Here is a 17937-nt window from a genome sequence, read left to right on the forward strand (position 1 = left end):
CTGGCCCTACTTTTGTTTCGGCAAAAGTAGGCAAAACCATTGTCATTTGCAAAACCTGTTCTCTTTTTGATGTATCAGAAATATGTCGCAGAAACATTATCTTACTTACACCACGCAGGTTGCAGATGACGTGCCCAAGTATCATATTTCTGATTTAACCTGAGTCAACAATCTAAACGTCTAATTGACCATAATCTTTCATCAGTTGAATAAACTCAGCTTCGTTGATCACAGCAATCCCAAGCTTCTCCGCTTTATCCAGCTTTGAACCTGCTTTTTCACCTGCAACAACACACTTGGTTTTACTCGACACACTACCACTGACACGTGCGCCCAGTGCTTGCAAGAGCTGTGTTGCTTCATCACGCCCCATCGTACTGAGTGTACCCGTCACGACCCAACTTTCTCCATTTAGAGGTTGGCGACTTGGTGCCACAGGTGCGTCCCAGTGAATACCTGCCGCCAATAATCGGTCTAAAACTTCAAGATTATGTGGTGCTTGGAAAAAGTCGACAATCCACTCCGCCGTGATATCCCCCACATCTGGAGTTTTCTTTAAAGCTTCAATGTCTGCAACACGTAGCGCATCTAAAGTTTGGAAAGTATTGGCCAACATACGTGCTGTGGTTTCACCCACTCCACGAATCCCCAGTGCATAAATAAATGCAGCCAAAGTGGTTTTCTTACTATTTTCAATCGAATCAATCAAGTTCTGAACGGACTTCTCACCCATTTTTTCAATGGTTAATAGCTTTTCTCGGTACTCATGTAGGTGATAAATATCAGCCACATCTTTAAGCAGATCAAGATGTAACAGTGATTCGACCCAACGATCCCCCAAACCTTCAATATCAAGAGCTTTACGTGATACAAAGTGGCGAATCGCCTCAATACGCTGTGCGGCACAATACAAACCACCTGAGCAACGTGCTAAAGCTTCACCTTCGGGCATCACCACTGGCGATTCACACACGGGACATTGGCTCGGGAGTTCAACTTCAGTCGCATCGACAGGACGGAATTCAGGCCACACTTTTTCCACTTTGGGAATCACGTCACCACTACGGTAAACACTGACAGTATCGCCAATTCGCACATCTAAACGGTGAATTTCCCCAATATTATGCAAGGTCACATTTGAAACGGTCACGCCGCCCACAGCAACAGGATTCAAACGCGCCACAGGGGTCAATGTACCTGTACGCCCCACTTGCCAGTCAATATTTTCAACCGTGGTGAGCGCAGCCACCGCAGGGAATTTATAAGCCGTTGCCCAACGCGGTTCACGACTTAAAAAACCGAGCTGTTGCTGTTGTTTGAGACTGTTGACCTTAATCACCATGCCGTCAATTTCCACACTCAATTGTGGTCGTTCCGCATTGATTTGCTCATAAACAGCTTGAACTTCTTGAATACTATCGCAGACAAAATGACGCTCACCAACTGCAAAACCAAACTGTTGCAACCACGCTAGACTTTCCGACATGGTGCTTTGACCATGATTTGGTTCACACTGCGCAATACCATAAGCATAAAATGCAAGTGGACGCGAAGCCGCAATATTCGGGTCTAACTGACGTAGACTTCCAGCTGCGGCATTACGTGGGTTGGCAAAAGTCTTCTCACCTTTGGCTTCGTTTTCTGCATTGAGCTTTTCAAAGCCTGCTTTAGGCATCAAAACTTCACCACGAACTTCCAGTAGCGTAGGTACTTCGCCCTGATCTGTACTCAACACCTTCGGCAAGTTACGAATGGTTTTGACGTTTTGGGTAATGTCTTCCCCTGTCTCACCATCACCACGCGTTACCCCACGCACCAGCACGCCATGTTCATACCACAGTGAAATCGCAAGACCATCAAACTTCAGCTCGACATCATATTGAATCGTTTGATTCGGCAAACGTTCTTCTGCACGGCGTGCAAAGGCAAAGAGTTCTTCTTGATTAAACACATTACCTAAGGACAGCATCGGTACCACATGCGTCACGCTAGTAAACTTCGCCAAAGGTTTACCACCGACTTTATTGATCGGGCTGTCTGGCTGAATACACTCAGGGTATTGTTCTTCTAAAGCTTTCAGTTGATGAAAGAGCTGATCATATTCACTGTCTAAAATGGTCGGCTGATCCATCACATAATAAGCATGATTATGCTGTGCCAAAATTTGGATCAGTTGACGCATTTGCGCAACGACAGTCGAAGGTTGAGTCATAATTTCACCATAAAAAAGGGCGGTCTTTGTTCCGCCCTAAAAATTGTATTTCTACTGTCTATTATAGAAATCGTTACCGCTGCTTTCAATCAGATTAAGCATCGATTGCTTGTCCAGCACGGTAATCAATCGCCAAGTGGCGCCAATGCTCACGCAGTTGTGGCGTGAACTCTTGGTTATTTTGATCATAAACCGTTCCATCGATTTCACGGGCAATTAAACGTGAAATACTGTCCATGGTGTCAAAGGCATTTTGCACGTCACGGTGTGGTAAGGCCAAGAAAAATGCCAAGCCTTTAATTGGATCGGTTGACAGATTTTCCAAGTCAAAACCATCCATACCTGTATCGGTAATTTGCAACACAGAGAACAGTAACTTGGTTCCATCTTCGTTATAGCGATGGAAACAAGACATTTCACCAAAACGTAAACCATACTTCATTAAAACTTTTAAAGTTTTCTCACCAGACAACGCGCGACGCTCAGGATAAACATTCAAGGCAATAAACGACTCTGCTGTGGCTAAGGCACTTTCATCATCGACAATTTTTTGCTCATACAAATGTGCATCTAAAATGCTGCTTTCATCATCAAACTCTGAAATTTCGGCTTTTTCGACATTGGCATTTAAACTAAATTCAGCTTTATCCGCTTTTGCTTGGTCATCAAGAAGCGAGGAGCTTGCGCTTTCAGTCGTTAATCCCGTTGCATCTGCTACAGCATTTTCAGGAGCGACTGAGTCTACTGCTTTATTTTCTACCTCAGTTGACGCATCCAAACTTGGTTCAGCACTGCTGCTTTCGAGCACACTGTCTGCATCCAAAGCTTTCGGTTCGGCTTTTTCAGACAGTGTCTCTTCTACAGAGTTTTCGTTTAAAGTCGGCTCTTTACGTTCAGCCTCTTCAACTGATGCCGTTTGCAGTTGATCACGTACGTGACGCGGGATAATCGGTTTTTGACTGTCAGCATCGATATGCAATGCGGACTCAAGTGAAGGTGCTGCATCTGCCGGCTTTCGAAAAATCATTCGAACCCCAAACAGCATAATGATCACTGCTATGACGATACCAATAATTGTTGTGTATTCCATCTTATTAGGCCTCCGCGACTAAACCGTATTCTTTTGCCTGTTCTAAATTTACAGTCACTAATTTTGATGTTCCCGGTTCAGGCATCGTAACACCTAACAAGTCGGTCGCCATCGTCATTGCGAGTTTATTATGGGTAATGTAAATGAATTGCACCTGTTCAGAAAGCTCTTTTACAAGATTACAAAATCTTCCCACGTTCGCATCATCCAAAGGCGCATCAACTTCATCCAAAACACAAAATGGCGATGGATTGAGACGAAAAATCGCAAACACCAAGGCCAACGCAGTCAGGGCTTTTTCTCCCCCTGAAAGTAGCGCCAATGAGCTATTGCGTTTGCCTGGCGGACGGGCCATGAGTTTAACCCCTGACTGCCAGTCATCTTCTAAAGTCAGACTCGCTTCACCGCCATTGAATACTTTCGGGAACAAATCTTGTAGTTCGGTATTGACCCGATCAAAAGTGCTCATGAACAGTTTACGGGTTTCTTGATCAATACTTTTCATTGCAGCACGCAACTGCTCAACAGTATTTTCCAGATCTTGAATTTGATGACTCAACTCTTCAAAGCGTTTTGATACTTCTTCATATTCTTCTGAAGCCGCCAAATTGACTGCGCCCAATTTCTCAAACTGCTGCTGTGCTTTTTCCAAAATCTGTTGATGACTGCTGATCTCAATACTCAAACCCACAATAGGTTCAACATTCATTTCTTTCAGCTGTTCAGAATAATGTTGTAAGTCTGACTTTGCTGCTTGCCACGCCAAACGGTTCTCTTCTAACTGGGTTCTTAGCTTTTCATCTTGTTGTTGCTGATGATGACGGTGTTCGGTCAAACTCTGCTGACGCTCTTGCACTGCATTCAGCTCAACTTGCCATTCAGACCATGTTTTTTGCAGCTTTTCAGTAATCTGTGCTTGTTCGCTGAACTGGCTTTCTAAGGCAGGCAGCTCAAGTTGTACAGGGTCAATAAACTTTTTGGCCTGCTCCATCTGTGACAAAATTTGCTGATACTGCGCTTTTAAGAACGTACTGTCTTTCTCTAACAGTTCAATCTGCTGTGTGGTTTGCACCGCCTGACGACGCACCATTTCAAGCGCCTGCCAAACCTGCTGTGCCTGCTGCTGGCTGTCATCCAGTTGCTCAGTCAAAGACTCCACTTGGAACTGCATGGTTTTGTAGTTTGGCAAGTTTTGCTCGAGCTTAATATTCAATGCATGCAGATCAATCTCCAGATCATCTTTTTGCATAGCATCTTCTTCAAGCTGACTGTCTAACTGCGCCAGTTGATTGGCCAATTGTTGCTTTTGCACTTCAAAGGCTTGGTTGGTACTTTGCACTTTGGCAATATTCAAATCAATCTGCTGCGTCGCTTGAACTTCTTTTTTCAACAGTTGTTGATCCGCTTTTAACTGCTCATCCACCGCTTGGACTTGAGTACGAAGCTCTGTGGTTTTCGTTTCAAGCTGAGTCAGAAGTCCCGTTTTTTCAGCAAGACTCTGTTCAATTTCATCTAAACGAATTCGATGACTTAACGCACCCTGTCCAGCTTGGCTCGCTTCGTCATAATCCAAACCAATCACCCAGTCCATGCCGACATGATAACCGTCTAAACTCAGAAGAGACTGACCATCTTTCAATTGCTTTTGCAGAGCAAAGGCTTGTTTTAAGTTGGTGGTCACCCCCACCTGCTGCCACAAAGAAGATTGCGGTGATTCAATCCAGCTGGCTAGACTATCGCAACCTGCAATTTCGATCAGTTCAACACGCGGCTGAGGCGTTAACTGACGTGCAACCGCATCGGTGAATGCATCGCTGTTGTCCAAACAATGCGCTGAAAGCCATTTGGCTAAGAATTTTTCGACCAGCGCAGCATGGGTTTTAGCCGCATCTTTAAGCTGCAGCACATGCATCAACTGCGGATGATCACTATTTTTTAAGGCACTCACTTTGACCAAAAGCTGCTTAAGATGCTTCTGTTCGGCACTTAAGACCTGTATATCTGCTTTGTGCTGATTCAGCTCAGTTTGAGCAGCTTGGTGTTGGATACGCAAATCATCCAGCTGCAACTGCACCTCAATGATACTTTGCTCACGTTGTAACTGCTGTGCCTCGGCGTCTTGCTTGGCATGTAACAGTTGATCAATCGCATCCAACTGGCTTTGGTTTTGAATTTGTGCTGCTTGCTGCTCTAAAATCTGCTTTTGCTGTTCAAAACGTAAAATATTTTTGGCCAACTGTTCACTTTTCGCCAACATTTGCATTTTTTGTTGCTGCTGTTTTTCAACCAAACTTTTGACTTGTTCAAACTGTTGAAGCAACTGTTGCTGCTGTGCTTTTAAATCCGTTAAACCTTGGCTTTGCTGTTGGTTTTGACTTTCTTGCTGTTGTAACTGTTCGGTATGAAGCTCATTTTGTTCGTGCAAACTTTCCAGTTGCAGCTCGATCAGTTGCATCCGTTCTTTGGTTTGCGCCTTCTGCTGTTCAAGCTGTGCCAAAGTGGTCGTGTTTTGCTGGAACAGTGTCTGCTTTTGTTCCAAAGTCATTTTCAGCTCAGCCAGCTTTTTCTCTGCCTGTTGCCACTCACTCTGTAATGGCGTGGACTGCTGAATCAGGCGTTGAAATAGCTCACTGGTCGAAGTCAAATCATGCTCTAAAGTCGTTAACTCTGAACGCACCAGCTTGAACTGCTCACCCAAATCATTCATGTGCAGCGTATATTCTTGCTGTAAAAGGCTGCTTTGTTCACATTGAAAAGATAAAACTTCGACTTTAATGGTGCGAATTTGGCTTTCCAGTGTTTTGTACTGAATCGCGGTTTCAGCCTGACGTTTTAAAGTTTTTAACTGTGATCTTAATTCGGAGGCAATATCTTCTAAACGCGATAAATTTTGTGTGGTGTGATCCAAATGTAATAAAGTTTCACGACGACGTGCTTGATAACGAGAAACTCCTGCAGCTTCCTCAATAAACACCCGCATTTCTTCAGGTTTTGCATCGACCAAACGGTTGATCATGCCCTGTTCAATAATCGAATAAGAACGTGGCCCTAAACCTGTGCCCAAGAAAATATCGGTAATGTCCCGACGACGGCACTTAGTACCATTTAAAAAGTATTCAGACTTGCCATCTCGGTTAACCTGACGTTTGACCGCCAGTTCGGTATAGGCATTATAGCTACCGCCTAACTTGCCATAAGTGTTGTCAAAACGCAGTTCTACACTGGCAACACTGACGGGTTTACGCTTTGCCGTGCCTGTAAAAATAACATCCTGCATGCTGCCGCCACGCAGTTGGCGAGCACTGGATTCGCCCATGACCCAGCGAATAGCATCGATCACATTGGATTTGCCACAACCATTCGGCCCAACCACTGCTGTGCGGTTATCTTTAAAGTGTAATGTGGTACTGTCGGCAAAAGATTTGAAGCCGGAAAGTTTTAAACTGCTTAAACGCATAATGTCCTGACTAACGTCGTGAGCGTCTCGCCCACGCAAGTTCAATTTGTTTCATTCGGGTCAGAGATTCCAACACCAAGTTACGTAAGTGTCGACAAAAATCTTCCATAAATAAAGTAGCTTGTTGTGATTTTCTGATTAAAACCGCATCAGTCACCAGTTTAAATAAATCATAAGATTCTTGTAACTCTCTACGCGAAGTATTTAAGGTTAAAAAATAGCTCCGCCGTATCGAGGGTAACAGTTCTTGGTAAAACTTCATCAAATAAGCATTGCCCACCATTTCATGCTGGCGCGCCAATCCTTCAAAAATCAAATCATAAAATTTTTCGATACTGCCCTGTTTCAGCTGATTCCCCAACTCATCCAATAGCAGCTGTAAACGTTCCGCTTCATAGCTGCGCCATGTCTCCGCTATGCGTTGCACAATTTGCCCCAACAGCAGACTACTGGTGTCAAACAAGGCGCGCACTTGCTGAGCGGACATTTCAGAGACTATAGCGCCGCGACGCGGGTAGATTTCAATCAGATGTGTACGTTCAAGCAGTAACAAGGCCTCACGCACCGAGCCGCGACTCACATCCAGTTCAGCGGCAATACGTAATTCTTGTATGCGCTCACCTTCGACCAACTCACCGCGAATGATTTGTTCACTGATGTGCTTGGCAATTTGTTCGGACAAACTCTCTGTATCATGTGCTTGCATACTGTTCCTAACTTGTTTTTATAAGATGCAATCCATGGTCTTTAGTGACCTATTTTTAGGTTTTACCCGATCTTAAACGCTAAACACTATGTCATTGTCTAACAATTTTACCGTCTATAATGCCAATCAACAGCAACGCACACAACATTGTCAAAGAAATTAAGAACTAAAACCTTGATAAATAAAATATAGTCCAACGACAATTAATAACCCCGCAAAACACTTTTTCAACATCGCTGGCGACAAATGGTGCGCCACTTTTGCCCCAAACTTCGCGGTGATAAAACTCATGACCGCAATCCCGAAAAAGGCATAGACATGAATATAACCAATGGTATTCGGTACATTCACTTCAGCCCGATGCCCGAACCACATAAAACCTATAGCGCCAGCCACTGCAATTGGTAAGCCACAAGCCGCAGACGTCGCTACTGCTTTTTGCATAACCACACCATGACGGTTTAAGTACGGCACTGTCAAACTGCCCCCACCAATGCCAAAGATCGCAGAAGCCACACCAATGCCAGCACCGACAAATAATTGTTTGCCTGTAGAGGGCAACTGACGCGATGGATCGACCTCAACATGTGCGCCACTAAACATTTTGTACGCCACCCATACCGCAAAAAAACCGATCAGCAGTTGTAAGCCATGTCCTGACATATAGTCTGCAATGCCTGCGCCTAAAAAAGCGCCCATAACTAAACCTGGGGCCAAATTGCGAAACACAGGCCACAACACAGCTCCACGTTTATGATGCGCACTCACTGAACTCATTGACGTGACAATAATAGTCGCTAGTGATGTGCCAACCGCCATATGCATAATGACACTCGGGTCATAGTTCAGATGAGTAAACACCACATATAAAATCGGGATGATAATGAGTCCACCACCGACCCCAAATAGCCCCGCAGCAAAACCAGCGATTGCGCCAATCAGTAAATATATGATTAACTCCATGATCATTTTTCACTTTTCTCAGATTCATATGGATTTAGAGACACGCCAATTACAACAGCTTCTCGCTGAAGCACAGCAACTTCCTGAAGTTTTATTGCTTAAGCCAGTTACCACATCCACCAATGATGATGTGCGTGAAATTGCGCAAAAAGGGATTCAGAGCGTTTTGGTCTGCAGTACACGACAAACTCAAGGTCGTGGACAGCGTCAACGACAATGGGTTTCTCCTGAAGGAAACATCTATTTAAGCACATTGCTACAGACCAAAACACCTATAGATGGGCGCTTGGCTTTAGAAATTGCGTTAAATATCTTGCAAATGCCGAGTTTGCAAGGTCTTGCTCTGCAAGTGAAATGGCCGAATGACCTTTACAGTTTCCAAGGTAAATGGGGCGGGATTTTAGTTGAACCACTGTCAAGCCACCAAGCTATTATTGGGGTGGGCATCAATATCAACCAAGTCGAAGATACCCAGCTTGATCAAGCCACCAGCTCACTTGAACAGCAGGGTTTAGCCCAAGCAGAGCGAATTCGCTTAATGGCGGAACTATATCTGGCAATTCAACAAGCAGGCCTATGGTTCACCCATAACAGTGCAAATTTGGCTTCTCGTTTCAATCATTACGCAGCATTTATGCAGCAACCGGTTGAATTTGAACACATGAAAGGTCTGTCTCAAGGCATCTTCTTAGGTATTCAAGATGATGGTGCGGTACAAATTCAGACCGCCAATGGTGTTGAAAGCTTTTATCAAGGCCGTTTACGCCCATTGACCCCTGTTTAAATGATTGAGCATCATCATGAAAAATTTATGGTTAGATATTGGTAATACTCGTCTGAAGTATTGGATTACGCAGGAAGATCAAATTTTGGAACAAGGGGCTGAGTTACATTTGCAATCCCCTGCCGATTTGCTTTTAGGTCTAATTCAGCATTTTAAAAACTTAAACATCCAACAGATTGGGGTTTCTTCGGTTCAGGACAAAAAAAATAATGACCGAATCCGTAGACTTTTAAAAAGTTTAAATGTGCCGATCACCTTTGCTCAAGTACAGGCCAACTATGCTGGCCTACAGTGTGGTTATGAACATCCAGAACAACTCGGAATTGACCGTTGGTTGCAAGTGTTGGCTGTCGCACGTAATCCAGAGCACAACTATTGTGTGATTAGCTGTGGCACGGCGCTGACCATCGACTTGGCGGATGGTTTACAGCATTTGGGCGGCTATATTTTACCAAATCTCTACTTACAAAGAGACTCACTGATCCAAAACACCAAAGGCATTAAAATTCCAGATGCGGCTTTTGATGAACTGGGACCTGGTCGTAATACCATCGACGCAGTGCATCATGGGATTTTGCTCGGCTTGGTCAGTACCATTGAAAAAGTCTTGCAACAGTCTCCACGCCAACTGATTTTAACTGGCGGTGATGCGCCTGTATTTGCGCGCTATTTGGCAGAGTATGCACCATGCATTGAAAATGATTTATTACTTAAAGGGCTACAATATTATATTCAGCATCACCCCTGAGCCACCGCCTGCTGTTGTAAAAGGGGTTTTAAGGTATTCAGCAGTAGCTCAAATTCAGCATAGCCATTTTCACGCATAAAATGCCCTGCACGTTTCACTTCCAATACCTCTGCACTCAAAAAGTGCCCAAAGGTAAGGGCCAAAGGCGGTGGAACATAAGGGTCATTATTGGAAAACATCACCACACGTGAAGCGATGTGAGAGTGGAGTATACCGCTGTCCAACTTCGCTTGCGCAATAAAGCCACTTAACTCAGGTAAGCTTTTTAAAGCCGCTTTAAAGCCCGCAATACAAAAGATCGCTTTGATTCGACGTTCACGCAGTTTACTACTGAGATAATGTAAAGTCGCCAGACACCCCAAACTATGCGCAATAATGATGGTATTTTCATCCAAAGTGGTCATTTGCAGGGCCAAAGCCTGCTGCCACTCTTCGAAATGTGGTGCATCACTATGCGGAAGCACTAAGCGTTTTACTTCAGCATGCAGATCCATCTGACTGAGTTTTTGACTTAGCCACGGAAACCAATGGTCATTGGGCGATGCTTGATAGCCATGCACAATATAGATATGTTGTTTTGATCCATTCATTTTCAACTTCTTATTATAATGTTTGAAAAGAATAAATTTTACGCAACTTTCAAGCCATAAACAGTGCGTTTTTGTTATTAAGCGACGGTATTGAAAACGCACACAATAATTTCCATGACTTACAAAACAACAAAAAAAAGGCGCTCAACGCGCCTTTTTCTGAAATGGTAAGAAGCAGATTACTTCTTATCGTTCCCACCAAATAATGGTCCCATTCCGCCGCCACCACCAAACTGTTTTTGCATACCGCTTAATGATTTCATCATTTTTGCCATACCCGATGGATTGGCAAATTTCTTCATCATTTTCGCCATTTGCGCATGTTGTTTAATCAACTTATTGACTTCAACAACATCCATACCACAGCCTGCTGCAATGCGCTTTTTACGGCTTGGGTTCATGAGGTCTGGATTGCGGCGCTCTTTGATGGTCATCGATTGGATAATCGCTTCCATCTTTTTCACTTGCTTTTCAGGGTTCGCTTGCGCCAACGCATCTTGAATCCCTGCATTGCTCATGCCAGGCAGCTTATCCAAGAAGCCCATCATGCCGCCCATTTTATTCATTTGTTCAAACTGCATTAGCATATCTTCAAAGTTGAAGCTGCCGCCTTTTTGCAGTTTTTTCGCCATTTTTTCGGCTTTTTCTTTGTCGACTTTACGTTCAAGCTCTTCGACTAAAGAAAGTACATCACCCATACCCAAGATACGCTGTGCAACACGTTCAGGATGGAATGGCTCTAAGGCATCAAGCTTTTCGCCCATACCTAAGAATTTGATTGGCTTACCTGTGATTGCGCGTACTGAAAGCGCTGCACCACCGCGCGCATCACCATCAGTTTTGGTCAGAATCACACCCGTTAATGGCAGTGCATCATTGAAGGCTTTGGCTGTATTTGCCGCATCCTGACCGGTCATTGCATCAACCACGAACAAAGTTTCAGTTGGCTTTATGGCCGCATGAAGTTCTTTGATCTCGTCCATCATTTCATCGTCTACGTGTAGACGACCTGCTGTATCGACGATCAAGACATCCGCAAACTGAATTTTGGCTTGTTCAATTGCACGCGTTGCAATGGTAATCGGTTTTTCGTCAGCACTCGATTCAAAGAAAATCGCGCCAACTTCACCTGCAACGGTTTGTAGCTGTTTAATTGCTGCTGGACGGTAAACGTCGGCAGATACCATTGCTACTTTTTTCTTTTGGCGTTCTTGTAAGAAGCGAGCAAGTTTTGCAGCCGTTGTTGTTTTACCTGCACCTTGTAAGCCCGCGAGTAGGACTACAACAGGAGGTTTTGCTGCAAGATCAAGGCTTTCATTTGCCTCGCCCATCATTTTTGTTAATTCGTCATGCACGATTTTAACAAATGCTTGGCCCGGCGATAATTGAGTCATGACTTCTTGACCCAACGCCTCTTCCTTAACTTTCGCGATAAATTCACGAGTTACAGGAAGTGCAACATCGGCTTCAAGAAGTGCCATACGTACTTCACGTAGGGTATCTTTAATATTGTCTTCGGTTAGCTGCCCAGAGCCAGTAACATTTCTTAAACTCTGCGTGAGTCGTTCCGTTAAGGTATCAAACATTGCAAAATCCGCTTAAAATTGCTAGTTGCAAAAAAATCTTTCTTAAAATAGAAAATTTATGCATAGAATGCTATAGGATACTGTAGTTCGCACCGAATTTATATAAATGAATATTCATCATCCTGAAAAAGGTTTGACATGATTAGCCTGCCCTTGGTTTACACCATCTTAGCATTAGTCGCTTATACCACCTCTTTTTGGTATTTGTTTCTCAAGTTAATGGCTAAACGTGATCCAAACCATTGGTTTATTGGCATTATTTTAGGCTTAGGCTTATTACTGCATGCAACTGTTTTGTACCATGACATGCTCACACCAATGGGGGTGAATTATGATGTTTTTGTCTTAATGTCATTTACATCTGGGCTAATGTTGTTACTCAGTCTACTCTATAGCACTTATCGTCCAATTCTAGCTTTGAACCTGATTGGCATTCCTGTGGCTGCTACAGGACTCATTTTAGGTTTTGCCTTTAGTCAGTCCACTCAATTTATTGAACAGCGCTCATTGGGTTTAGATATTCATATTATTTTGTCGCTGTCCGCCTATGCGGTGCTACTCATGGCAACCATACAAGCCGTGATTTTATGGTTCCAAGATCGTGAGTTAAAGAACAAACAAAAGAAACGCTTTTGGGTCAACTTACTGCCCTCTTTTCAAGCCATGGAATCTTTACTGTTTGATTTAATTAAAACGGGTTTTATTTTACTGACCGTGGCGTTGGTGTTTGGTTTCTTTACCATCGATAACTTTTTTGCCCAACATCTGGCACATAAAACCGCTTTTAGTATTATTTCTTGGTTTGTGTACGGGGCTTTACTCATCGGACATTACCGTTTTGGTTGGCGCGGTCAAAAAGCGATTCGTTTTACCTTAATTGGATTCTTCTTGTTGGCTGTCGGTTTTATCGGTTCTAAGTTTGTATTGGAAATGATTTTAGGTCGATAAAGTCTTTTATGTTAATTTTAGGAAAATTAAACTTATAATGAAATTTTTCTTTGTAGCATTTTCATTCACTTTAATTATATGGGTTTACAGCGATTTTTTTCATAAAAAACAATTATATTCTGCAATAAACTCAACAAATAAAATTAAAAATTATGGCTACTTTTTGGGCATTGAGTCAACAAAAGCTAGATTTAGTCAGGAGTATTTTGTAATACAGAATAATCAAAAGGAAATAGATAAATTTAATTTTGATCCTGAATTTGATGTGCATCAGAATATAAAATACTCTGGAGAAATAAGACAAGGGGAAAAAATTTGTTATGAATATACTTACATTCACACTTATATGGATAGTATAAAAATTCTAACAAATATGAAAAAAGTTAATAATTTTCCATAAAGTTTACAGAATAGAGCTTATGTAAAATAACACTAAAAGCTCCCCCAACCACTCTACAATATTTTAGTTATCTATTCGTATCACCCCTACTAAAAACGTATAGCACCACTGTGAAACTCATCCACGCACTCACAAAAGCCTCACTTAACCAATCGTGCGGGTTGTATTCACATCTACAGGAAGCTTCGACTAGTGTATGACAAGATTACCTAACCAATAGCATTGATTGATAAACCTTAAGTACATAAGAAAGATAATGAAATGGATGATTTTTTATTCACCTGCTATACTGGCTAAATATCTCCCTTCTTCTATTTTAGAGTAACGCCAATGAAGTAAGTCTTATTTTCCGTCAAATCTAATTTATTTGTTTTCTGACGTGCAAAATAAACTTCTTTACTGCTCTATATCTCTATAAAAATTTATTTTGTATGTCCTGTATAAAGGAGTCTTCAATGACCCAACAGGTCTGTACTGCAAAAGATCTCAGCGTTCAATTTGCTCATGAACCGCTTTTTCAGCATTTAAACTTTGAATTGCCCGCTGCCCAATGTTCAGCTCTGATCGGACGCAATGGTCAAGGCAAATCAATATTAATGTCGCTACTCACTCAGGCGCACATGCCCAATTATGCGAGTGGCGAAGTGATTTGGCGTATGCCATTTTCCTACTTAAGTCAGCTCGAGCGTTTAAGCAACTGTACACTTGCCGAAGCCCTTAACATTGCTGACTTACATGCAAGTTTTCAACGTATTGAACAATCAACTGCGAGCTTTGAAGACTATGACCGCGTCGAACATGCATGGCATCAACCCACTGAATAGTTGAAATTGCTAAATAGTGCAAACTTACCTACAGATCTATCTAGCTCAGTTTCTCAACTGAGTGAAGGTCAGAAAACAAAACTGGCACTGTGTCGCCTTTTTTTACAAACTGAGCATTATTTACTTCTTGATGAGCCCAGTAATCACTTAGACCATGCAAGTCGTGCATGGTTAAGTCAAAAAATCCTTCAGCATCCTGCGGGCTGTTTAGTCATTAGTCACGACCGCACATTGTTAAATCAAATCTCCAATACCTATGTTTTAAATGATTTTGGTTTGCAACACTTCCATTGCAACTATACCGAGTATTGATCCTAGCCAAAATCCTGCTCGACTTTAAAAAAGAACGTGCGAGTCAAACCTTATCGGGAGTCGAGCAGCAACAACTTCGCCAAAAGGAACAAGCGCAAGATGAGCTCAAAAACAAACAGCAGCAACTAGAACAGATTAAGTCACAAAAGTTTGATTTCCATTTTCAACCTAAACAAACTGGTGAAATTCTTCGTTTAAAAGAAGTGGTTTTAGCAGCACTCTCTATCTCCCCTATTTCTTTTGCCTTACATAGCGGAGAAAAAATCCAACTGCGCGGCCAAAATGGTTCAGGTAAGTCGACCCTACTTCGTGCCATTCAAAATTATAGTCATATTCAATCGGGAGACATTGTCAAGCGAGGAGCATCGTTATATTTAGATCAAAACTTTAGCCTACTGAATCCAGAACTGAATGCGGTACACAATTTACAGTTATTGAATCCGTGTTTGTCCGATGAGGCGTGTCGGAATCAATTGGGGCAACTTCGAATTCGTCGAGATAAAGCTCTGCTTCCCATCTCACTACTCAGTGGCGGTGAACAACTCACAAAGTAGCTTTACTGTGTATCAGTCTCGCAGCACAGCCTGTGGACTTAGTGCTACTGGATGAACCCGAAAATCATCTCGACATCGACTCAAGACAACTGTTGGCACAGGCTATTCGCGATTTTACAGGGGCGGTTATTTTAGTTTCGCATGATAACACCTTTGTCGAGGAGACACAGATTCAAAACTATTTCGATTTAACCCAAACGCATTAGACTAGACAGCGTGATCGGATTTGCGTATAACACCGTTTTTCTATTTGACTGGTGACACCGCTGTGAAACTCATTCTTGCACCAATGGAAGGCTTAACCGACCCAATCATGCGTGATGTGCTCACGTCTGTAGGTAGCTTCGACTGGTGTGTGACCGAGTTTATCCGTGTGACCAATTCGGTGTTACCCGATCATATTTACCACCAGTATTGCCCTGAATTACTCAATGGCGGAAAAACGGCGGCAGGAACACCCGTGCATGTGCAGTTTTTGGGCAATGACCCTGAAATGTTGGCTGCCAATGCCATCCGTGCAGTGAAACTCGGTGCACCCGCCATTGATATGAACTTTGGCTGTCCAGCCAAAACCGTGAACCGTCATCGTGGTGGCTCGGTACTTTTAGATGAACCAGAAGTAGTGCATGAACTGGTCAAAGCAGTACGTGATGCGGTTCCTGCACATATTCCTGTTTCTGCAAAAATGCGCTTAGGCTATATGGACCGACATTTTATGTTGGACAATGCTCATGCCATTGAAGATGCAGGTGCAGCATGGGTTACCGTGCATGCACGTACCAAAGCCGATGGTTATACCCCACCCGCTTTTTGGGATCAGCTCCGTCCGATTCGTGAAGCATTGAAGATCAATGTGATTGCCAATGGTGAAATTTGGAACAATGCAGACGCGAAACAGTGTCGCTTAGAGTCTGGTTGTGAAGATTTGATGATTGGACGTGGTGCCGTGACCACACCCGATTTGACCCAGTGTATTCGTCAAAATATCGACACACCTTTACTCACATGGAATGAGCTACGGACCTTACAAATCCGTTTTTTAAACGGCGGCTATAAAAAAGAAATGAATATGGTCGGACGTTATAAGCAATGGTTGGGCATGATGTCTAAACACTATCCTGAAGCCAAAGCCCTCTGGGAAGAAGTCAAACGTATCAAGCCGCTAGATGACATTATTCTTAAACTAAATGCAAGCGCGACTTAATCCGTTCGCGCAACGATCGCAACAAAAGTGGGTAAGTTCCACGCACCACCTGCAAAGCCTTTACATTGCTGCGATTGTGCCTGATAACTGAGGACAAAAGCCTTTCCATTCCAAGCCCACTCGGAACGAATACCACAGTCTGCGATACCCCGACCTTTTTGCTCTGAGAAAATTTGCGCCTCACTAAAACTTGAGCCTGATGTGGTGACTTGCTGCTGAATCTTTTGCAATGCTTTGTCCATAACCCAATAACCTAGACCTTCATTGTACGCTCCACGCCAACATGGCACTTGAACCACCACTTGCTCTGCATTCAGCGGATAGACTGAAACCCGATCTTCCTCAAAAACCGTGCTTCATATAAATTTGGACAGTCTTGTTGATCTGTTTTTGCTTTTAACTTTTTAAAGAGTTGGTTGGCATTTTTACTGTCCACGGCAAAGTGACTGGCAACCGCAGGTCGGTATCCCGTGATGCCAATTTTGGGGATGGCTTTGGGCTGTAAAACATTTTGCTCAGACTGATTGCCTTTTTGATATACCGCGTTCGGTGTATTTACACGCTTTTGTATATCATCCATTTTGAGCAAAACTGCATTTGCCCCAGCAGTTGAAATTTGCCATTGCTGTGCTTGGGTCGTGAGACGAATATCTTCTGCACCTACCAAGGCCTTTAGCAACTGCGCACTTTGAGCACTGGACAGTTTCGCGGTACTTTTCTTGGCATCAATGGTCAGGCTACCCAGAGATGTTCCTCCTACATTTAAACTGGCTTCAGTATCCTGCGTAAACTCCTCAGCCACTTGAACTTGGGTGAGCACCGCGCTGCCTGCACCTGCAGGACGAGAAATCAGCAATGAAACTGGATGACCAAACTGAGCATCACTTTGATATCCCACCGCACGGCACATGCCCGTATTATCACAGGCAAGTTCCCAGTCTTTATGCATAAAATAGTTACCCGTTTCAGCATGAGTCAACTGGCTCAAGGCACTCATCAGCAACACACCAATAATGGGACTATTTCGTTTTATGATCTTATTATTCAACATATGCACTCACTCCACTTCAGAGGAATCTTAATCTTGCACTCAAAAACTTCGGCTCTGCACGATACCTATATAATTTAAACAATCTTCAACACGTATCCGTTGTACCTTCGACAGCTGATCTAGATCAAACCAAGCATAGGCCGTATGTTCATCACTGAGCTTGATCTCAGCAGATGCAGCCAAATGACATCTAAAAATAAAGGCATGCGAGGTCACTGCCGAATGAAAGTACACACCCGATAAATAATCGATCTGAACCTGACAACCGAGTTCTTCTTGGCACTCACGCAGCAAAGCCTGATGAATAGTTTCTCCCATATCCAAGGCTCCACCGGGTAGTCCCCAAGCCTGATCGGCATAATTGGCTTTCAGTAATAAAACCTGTCCTGCATCATTGGTTAGCACCGCATGAGAACTCAGTCGGTAAAAGTCTTGAAATGCCATAGATACCTTCTTCTTAAGTTGTTCATGTTGTCATTCAAACATAGCCCAGCAAAACGGAGGTGGC

Annotated in this window: 15 protein-coding genes and 1 pseudogene; 6 read left to right on the top strand and 10 right to left on the bottom strand. The window is 43.2% G+C overall.

All coding sequences use genetic code 11. From position 1 onward, the window contains the following. Positions 1-172 precede the first annotated feature (172 nt). The 5 genes from ligA to AC4CVD_RS13450 all read right to left on the bottom strand — a co-directional run bounded on the left by ligA (position 173) and on the right by AC4CVD_RS13450 (position 8428). Entirely contained in the window at positions 173-2212 is a 2040-nt protein-coding gene (gene ligA, locus AC4CVD_RS13430) for an NAD-dependent DNA ligase LigA (RefSeq protein WP_114836506.1), read from the bottom strand. 94 nt (positions 2213-2306) lie between these two features. Further along, positions 2307-3302, bottom strand: coding sequence for a cell division protein ZipA C-terminal FtsZ-binding domain-containing protein (locus AC4CVD_RS13435; protein ID WP_114836505.1), 996 nt, complete (start codon positions 3300-3302; stop codon positions 2307-2309). Between the two features lie 4 nt (positions 3303-3306). Further along, entirely contained in the window at positions 3307-6759 is a 3453-nt protein-coding gene (smc, locus tag AC4CVD_RS13440; RefSeq protein WP_114836504.1) for a chromosome segregation protein SMC, read from the bottom strand. Positions 6760-6769: 10 nt separating this feature from the next. Further along, the gene (locus tag AC4CVD_RS13445; RefSeq protein ID WP_004983028.1) at positions 6770-7465 is read right to left on the bottom strand and encodes a GntR family transcriptional regulator; all 696 of its coding nucleotides are present in this window, start codon (positions 7463-7465) and stop codon (positions 6770-6772) included. Between the two features lie 159 nt (positions 7466-7624). After that, positions 7625-8428 (bottom strand): sulfite exporter TauE/SafE family protein, encoded by an 804-nt coding sequence (locus AC4CVD_RS13450; protein ID WP_114836503.1) that lies wholly within the window; start codon positions 8426-8428, stop codon positions 7625-7627. Between the two features lie 28 nt (positions 8429-8456). Here AC4CVD_RS13450 and AC4CVD_RS13455 point away from each other — a divergent pair, with 28 nt between their 5' ends. After that, positions 8457-9212, top strand: coding sequence for a biotin--[acetyl-CoA-carboxylase] ligase (locus tag AC4CVD_RS13455; protein ID WP_114836531.1), 756 nt, complete (start codon positions 8457-8459; stop codon positions 9210-9212). A gap of 16 nt (positions 9213-9228) precedes the next feature. Beyond that, the gene (locus AC4CVD_RS13460; protein WP_114836502.1) at positions 9229-9960 is read left to right on the top strand and encodes a type III pantothenate kinase; all 732 of its coding nucleotides are present in this window, start codon (positions 9229-9231) and stop codon (positions 9958-9960) included. On the opposite strand, the gene AC4CVD_RS13465 is transcribed toward AC4CVD_RS13460, so the two are convergent. Both AC4CVD_RS13465 and ffh read right to left on the bottom strand, forming a co-directional pair. Next, positions 9951-10550, bottom strand: a complete 600-nt coding sequence (locus AC4CVD_RS13465) for an RBBP9/YdeN family alpha/beta hydrolase (protein ID WP_062034026.1) — start codon at positions 10548-10550, stop codon at positions 9951-9953. The genes AC4CVD_RS13460 and AC4CVD_RS13465 overlap by 10 nt on opposite strands. Before the next feature lie 179 nt (positions 10551-10729). Next, on the bottom strand, positions 10730-12136 hold the full coding sequence (gene ffh / locus AC4CVD_RS13470) for a signal recognition particle protein (RefSeq protein WP_010327404.1): 1407 nt from the start codon (positions 12134-12136) through the stop codon (positions 10730-10732). A gap of 138 nt (positions 12137-12274) precedes the next feature. Between ffh and AC4CVD_RS13475 the strand changes: the two genes are divergently transcribed. The 4 genes and pseudogenes from AC4CVD_RS13475 to AC4CVD_RS13490 all read left to right on the top strand — a co-directional run bounded on the left by AC4CVD_RS13475 (position 12275) and on the right by AC4CVD_RS13490 (position 16378). Continuing rightward, complete coding sequence (locus AC4CVD_RS13475; RefSeq protein ID WP_087528146.1) at positions 12275-13084, top strand: cytochrome C assembly family protein; 810 nt, start codon at positions 12275-12277, stop codon at positions 13082-13084. A gap of 37 nt (positions 13085-13121) precedes the next feature. Next, positions 13122-13484: a hypothetical protein gene (locus tag AC4CVD_RS13480; protein ID WP_114836501.1), complete on the top strand. Its 363-nt coding sequence runs from the start codon at positions 13122-13124 to the stop codon at positions 13482-13484. Between the two features lie 455 nt (positions 13485-13939). Further along, positions 13940-15380, top strand: a pseudogene (locus tag AC4CVD_RS13485) (ATP-binding cassette domain-containing protein). A 62-nt stretch (positions 15381-15442) separates the two neighbouring features. Further along, positions 15443-16378, top strand: a complete 936-nt coding sequence (locus tag AC4CVD_RS13490) for a tRNA dihydrouridine synthase (RefSeq protein WP_213069316.1) — start codon at positions 15443-15445, stop codon at positions 16376-16378. Here the strand turns inward: AC4CVD_RS13490 and AC4CVD_RS13495 are convergent. Genes AC4CVD_RS13495 through AC4CVD_RS13505 form a run of 3 tightly spaced genes read right to left on the bottom strand, consistent with a single transcriptional unit; the run spans position 16375 to position 17873 of the window. Further along, on the bottom strand, positions 16375-16668 hold the full coding sequence (locus tag AC4CVD_RS13495; protein ID WP_490753290.1) for a DUF1176 domain-containing protein: 294 nt from the start codon (positions 16666-16668) through the stop codon (positions 16375-16377). The genes AC4CVD_RS13490 and AC4CVD_RS13495 overlap by 4 nt on opposite strands. 23 nt (positions 16669-16691) lie before the next feature. Next, the gene (locus AC4CVD_RS13500) at positions 16692-17429 is read right to left on the bottom strand and encodes a DUF1176 domain-containing protein (RefSeq protein ID WP_490753291.1); all 738 of its coding nucleotides are present in this window, start codon (positions 17427-17429) and stop codon (positions 16692-16694) included. A gap of 39 nt (positions 17430-17468) precedes the next feature. After that, positions 17469-17873, bottom strand: coding sequence for an NUDIX hydrolase (locus AC4CVD_RS13505; protein WP_490753292.1), 405 nt, complete (start codon positions 17871-17873; stop codon positions 17469-17471). Positions 17874-17937 lie beyond the last annotated feature (64 nt).

The organism is Acinetobacter sp. LipI_23 (genome assembly GCF_058243045.1).

What these genes read in the sequence shown, in the direction of transcription:
- smc (WP_114836504.1), bottom strand. Translation starts at nt 6,759, where the DNA reads ATGCGTTTAAGCAGTTTAAAACTTTCCGGCTTCAAATCTTTTGCCGAC.
- AC4CVD_RS13505 (WP_490753292.1), bottom strand. Translation starts at nt 17,873, where the DNA reads ATGGCATTTCAAGACTTTTACCGACTGAGTTCTCATGCGGTGCTAACC.
- AC4CVD_RS13460 (WP_114836502.1), top strand. Translation starts at nt 9,229, where the DNA reads ATGAAAAATTTATGGTTAGATATTGGTAATACTCGTCTGAAGTATTGG.
- AC4CVD_RS13435 (WP_114836505.1), bottom strand. Translation starts at nt 3,302, where the DNA reads ATGGAATACACAACAATTATTGGTATCGTCATAGCAGTGATCATTATG.
- AC4CVD_RS13475 (WP_087528146.1), top strand. Translation starts at nt 12,275, where the DNA reads ATGATTAGCCTGCCCTTGGTTTACACCATCTTAGCATTAGTCGCTTAT.
- AC4CVD_RS13450 (WP_114836503.1), bottom strand. Translation starts at nt 8,428, where the DNA reads ATGGAGTTAATCATATATTTACTGATTGGCGCAATCGCTGGTTTTGCT.
- AC4CVD_RS13455 (WP_114836531.1), top strand. Translation starts at nt 8,457, where the DNA reads ATGGATTTAGAGACACGCCAATTACAACAGCTTCTCGCTGAAGCACAG.
- AC4CVD_RS13445 (WP_004983028.1), bottom strand. Translation starts at nt 7,465, where the DNA reads ATGCAAGCACATGATACAGAGAGTTTGTCCGAACAAATTGCCAAGCAC.
- AC4CVD_RS13500 (WP_490753291.1), bottom strand. Translation starts at nt 17,429, where the DNA reads ATGTTGAATAATAAGATCATAAAACGAAATAGTCCCATTATTGGTGTG.
- ffh (WP_010327404.1), bottom strand. Translation starts at nt 12,136, where the DNA reads ATGTTTGATACCTTAACGGAACGACTCACGCAGAGTTTAAGAAATGTT.
- AC4CVD_RS13465 (WP_062034026.1), bottom strand. Translation starts at nt 10,550, where the DNA reads ATGAATGGATCAAAACAACATATCTATATTGTGCATGGCTATCAAGCA.
- ligA (WP_114836506.1), bottom strand. Translation starts at nt 2,212, where the DNA reads ATGACTCAACCTTCGACTGTCGTTGCGCAAATGCGTCAACTGATCCAA.
- AC4CVD_RS13480 (WP_114836501.1), top strand. Translation starts at nt 13,122, where the DNA reads ATGAAATTTTTCTTTGTAGCATTTTCATTCACTTTAATTATATGGGTT.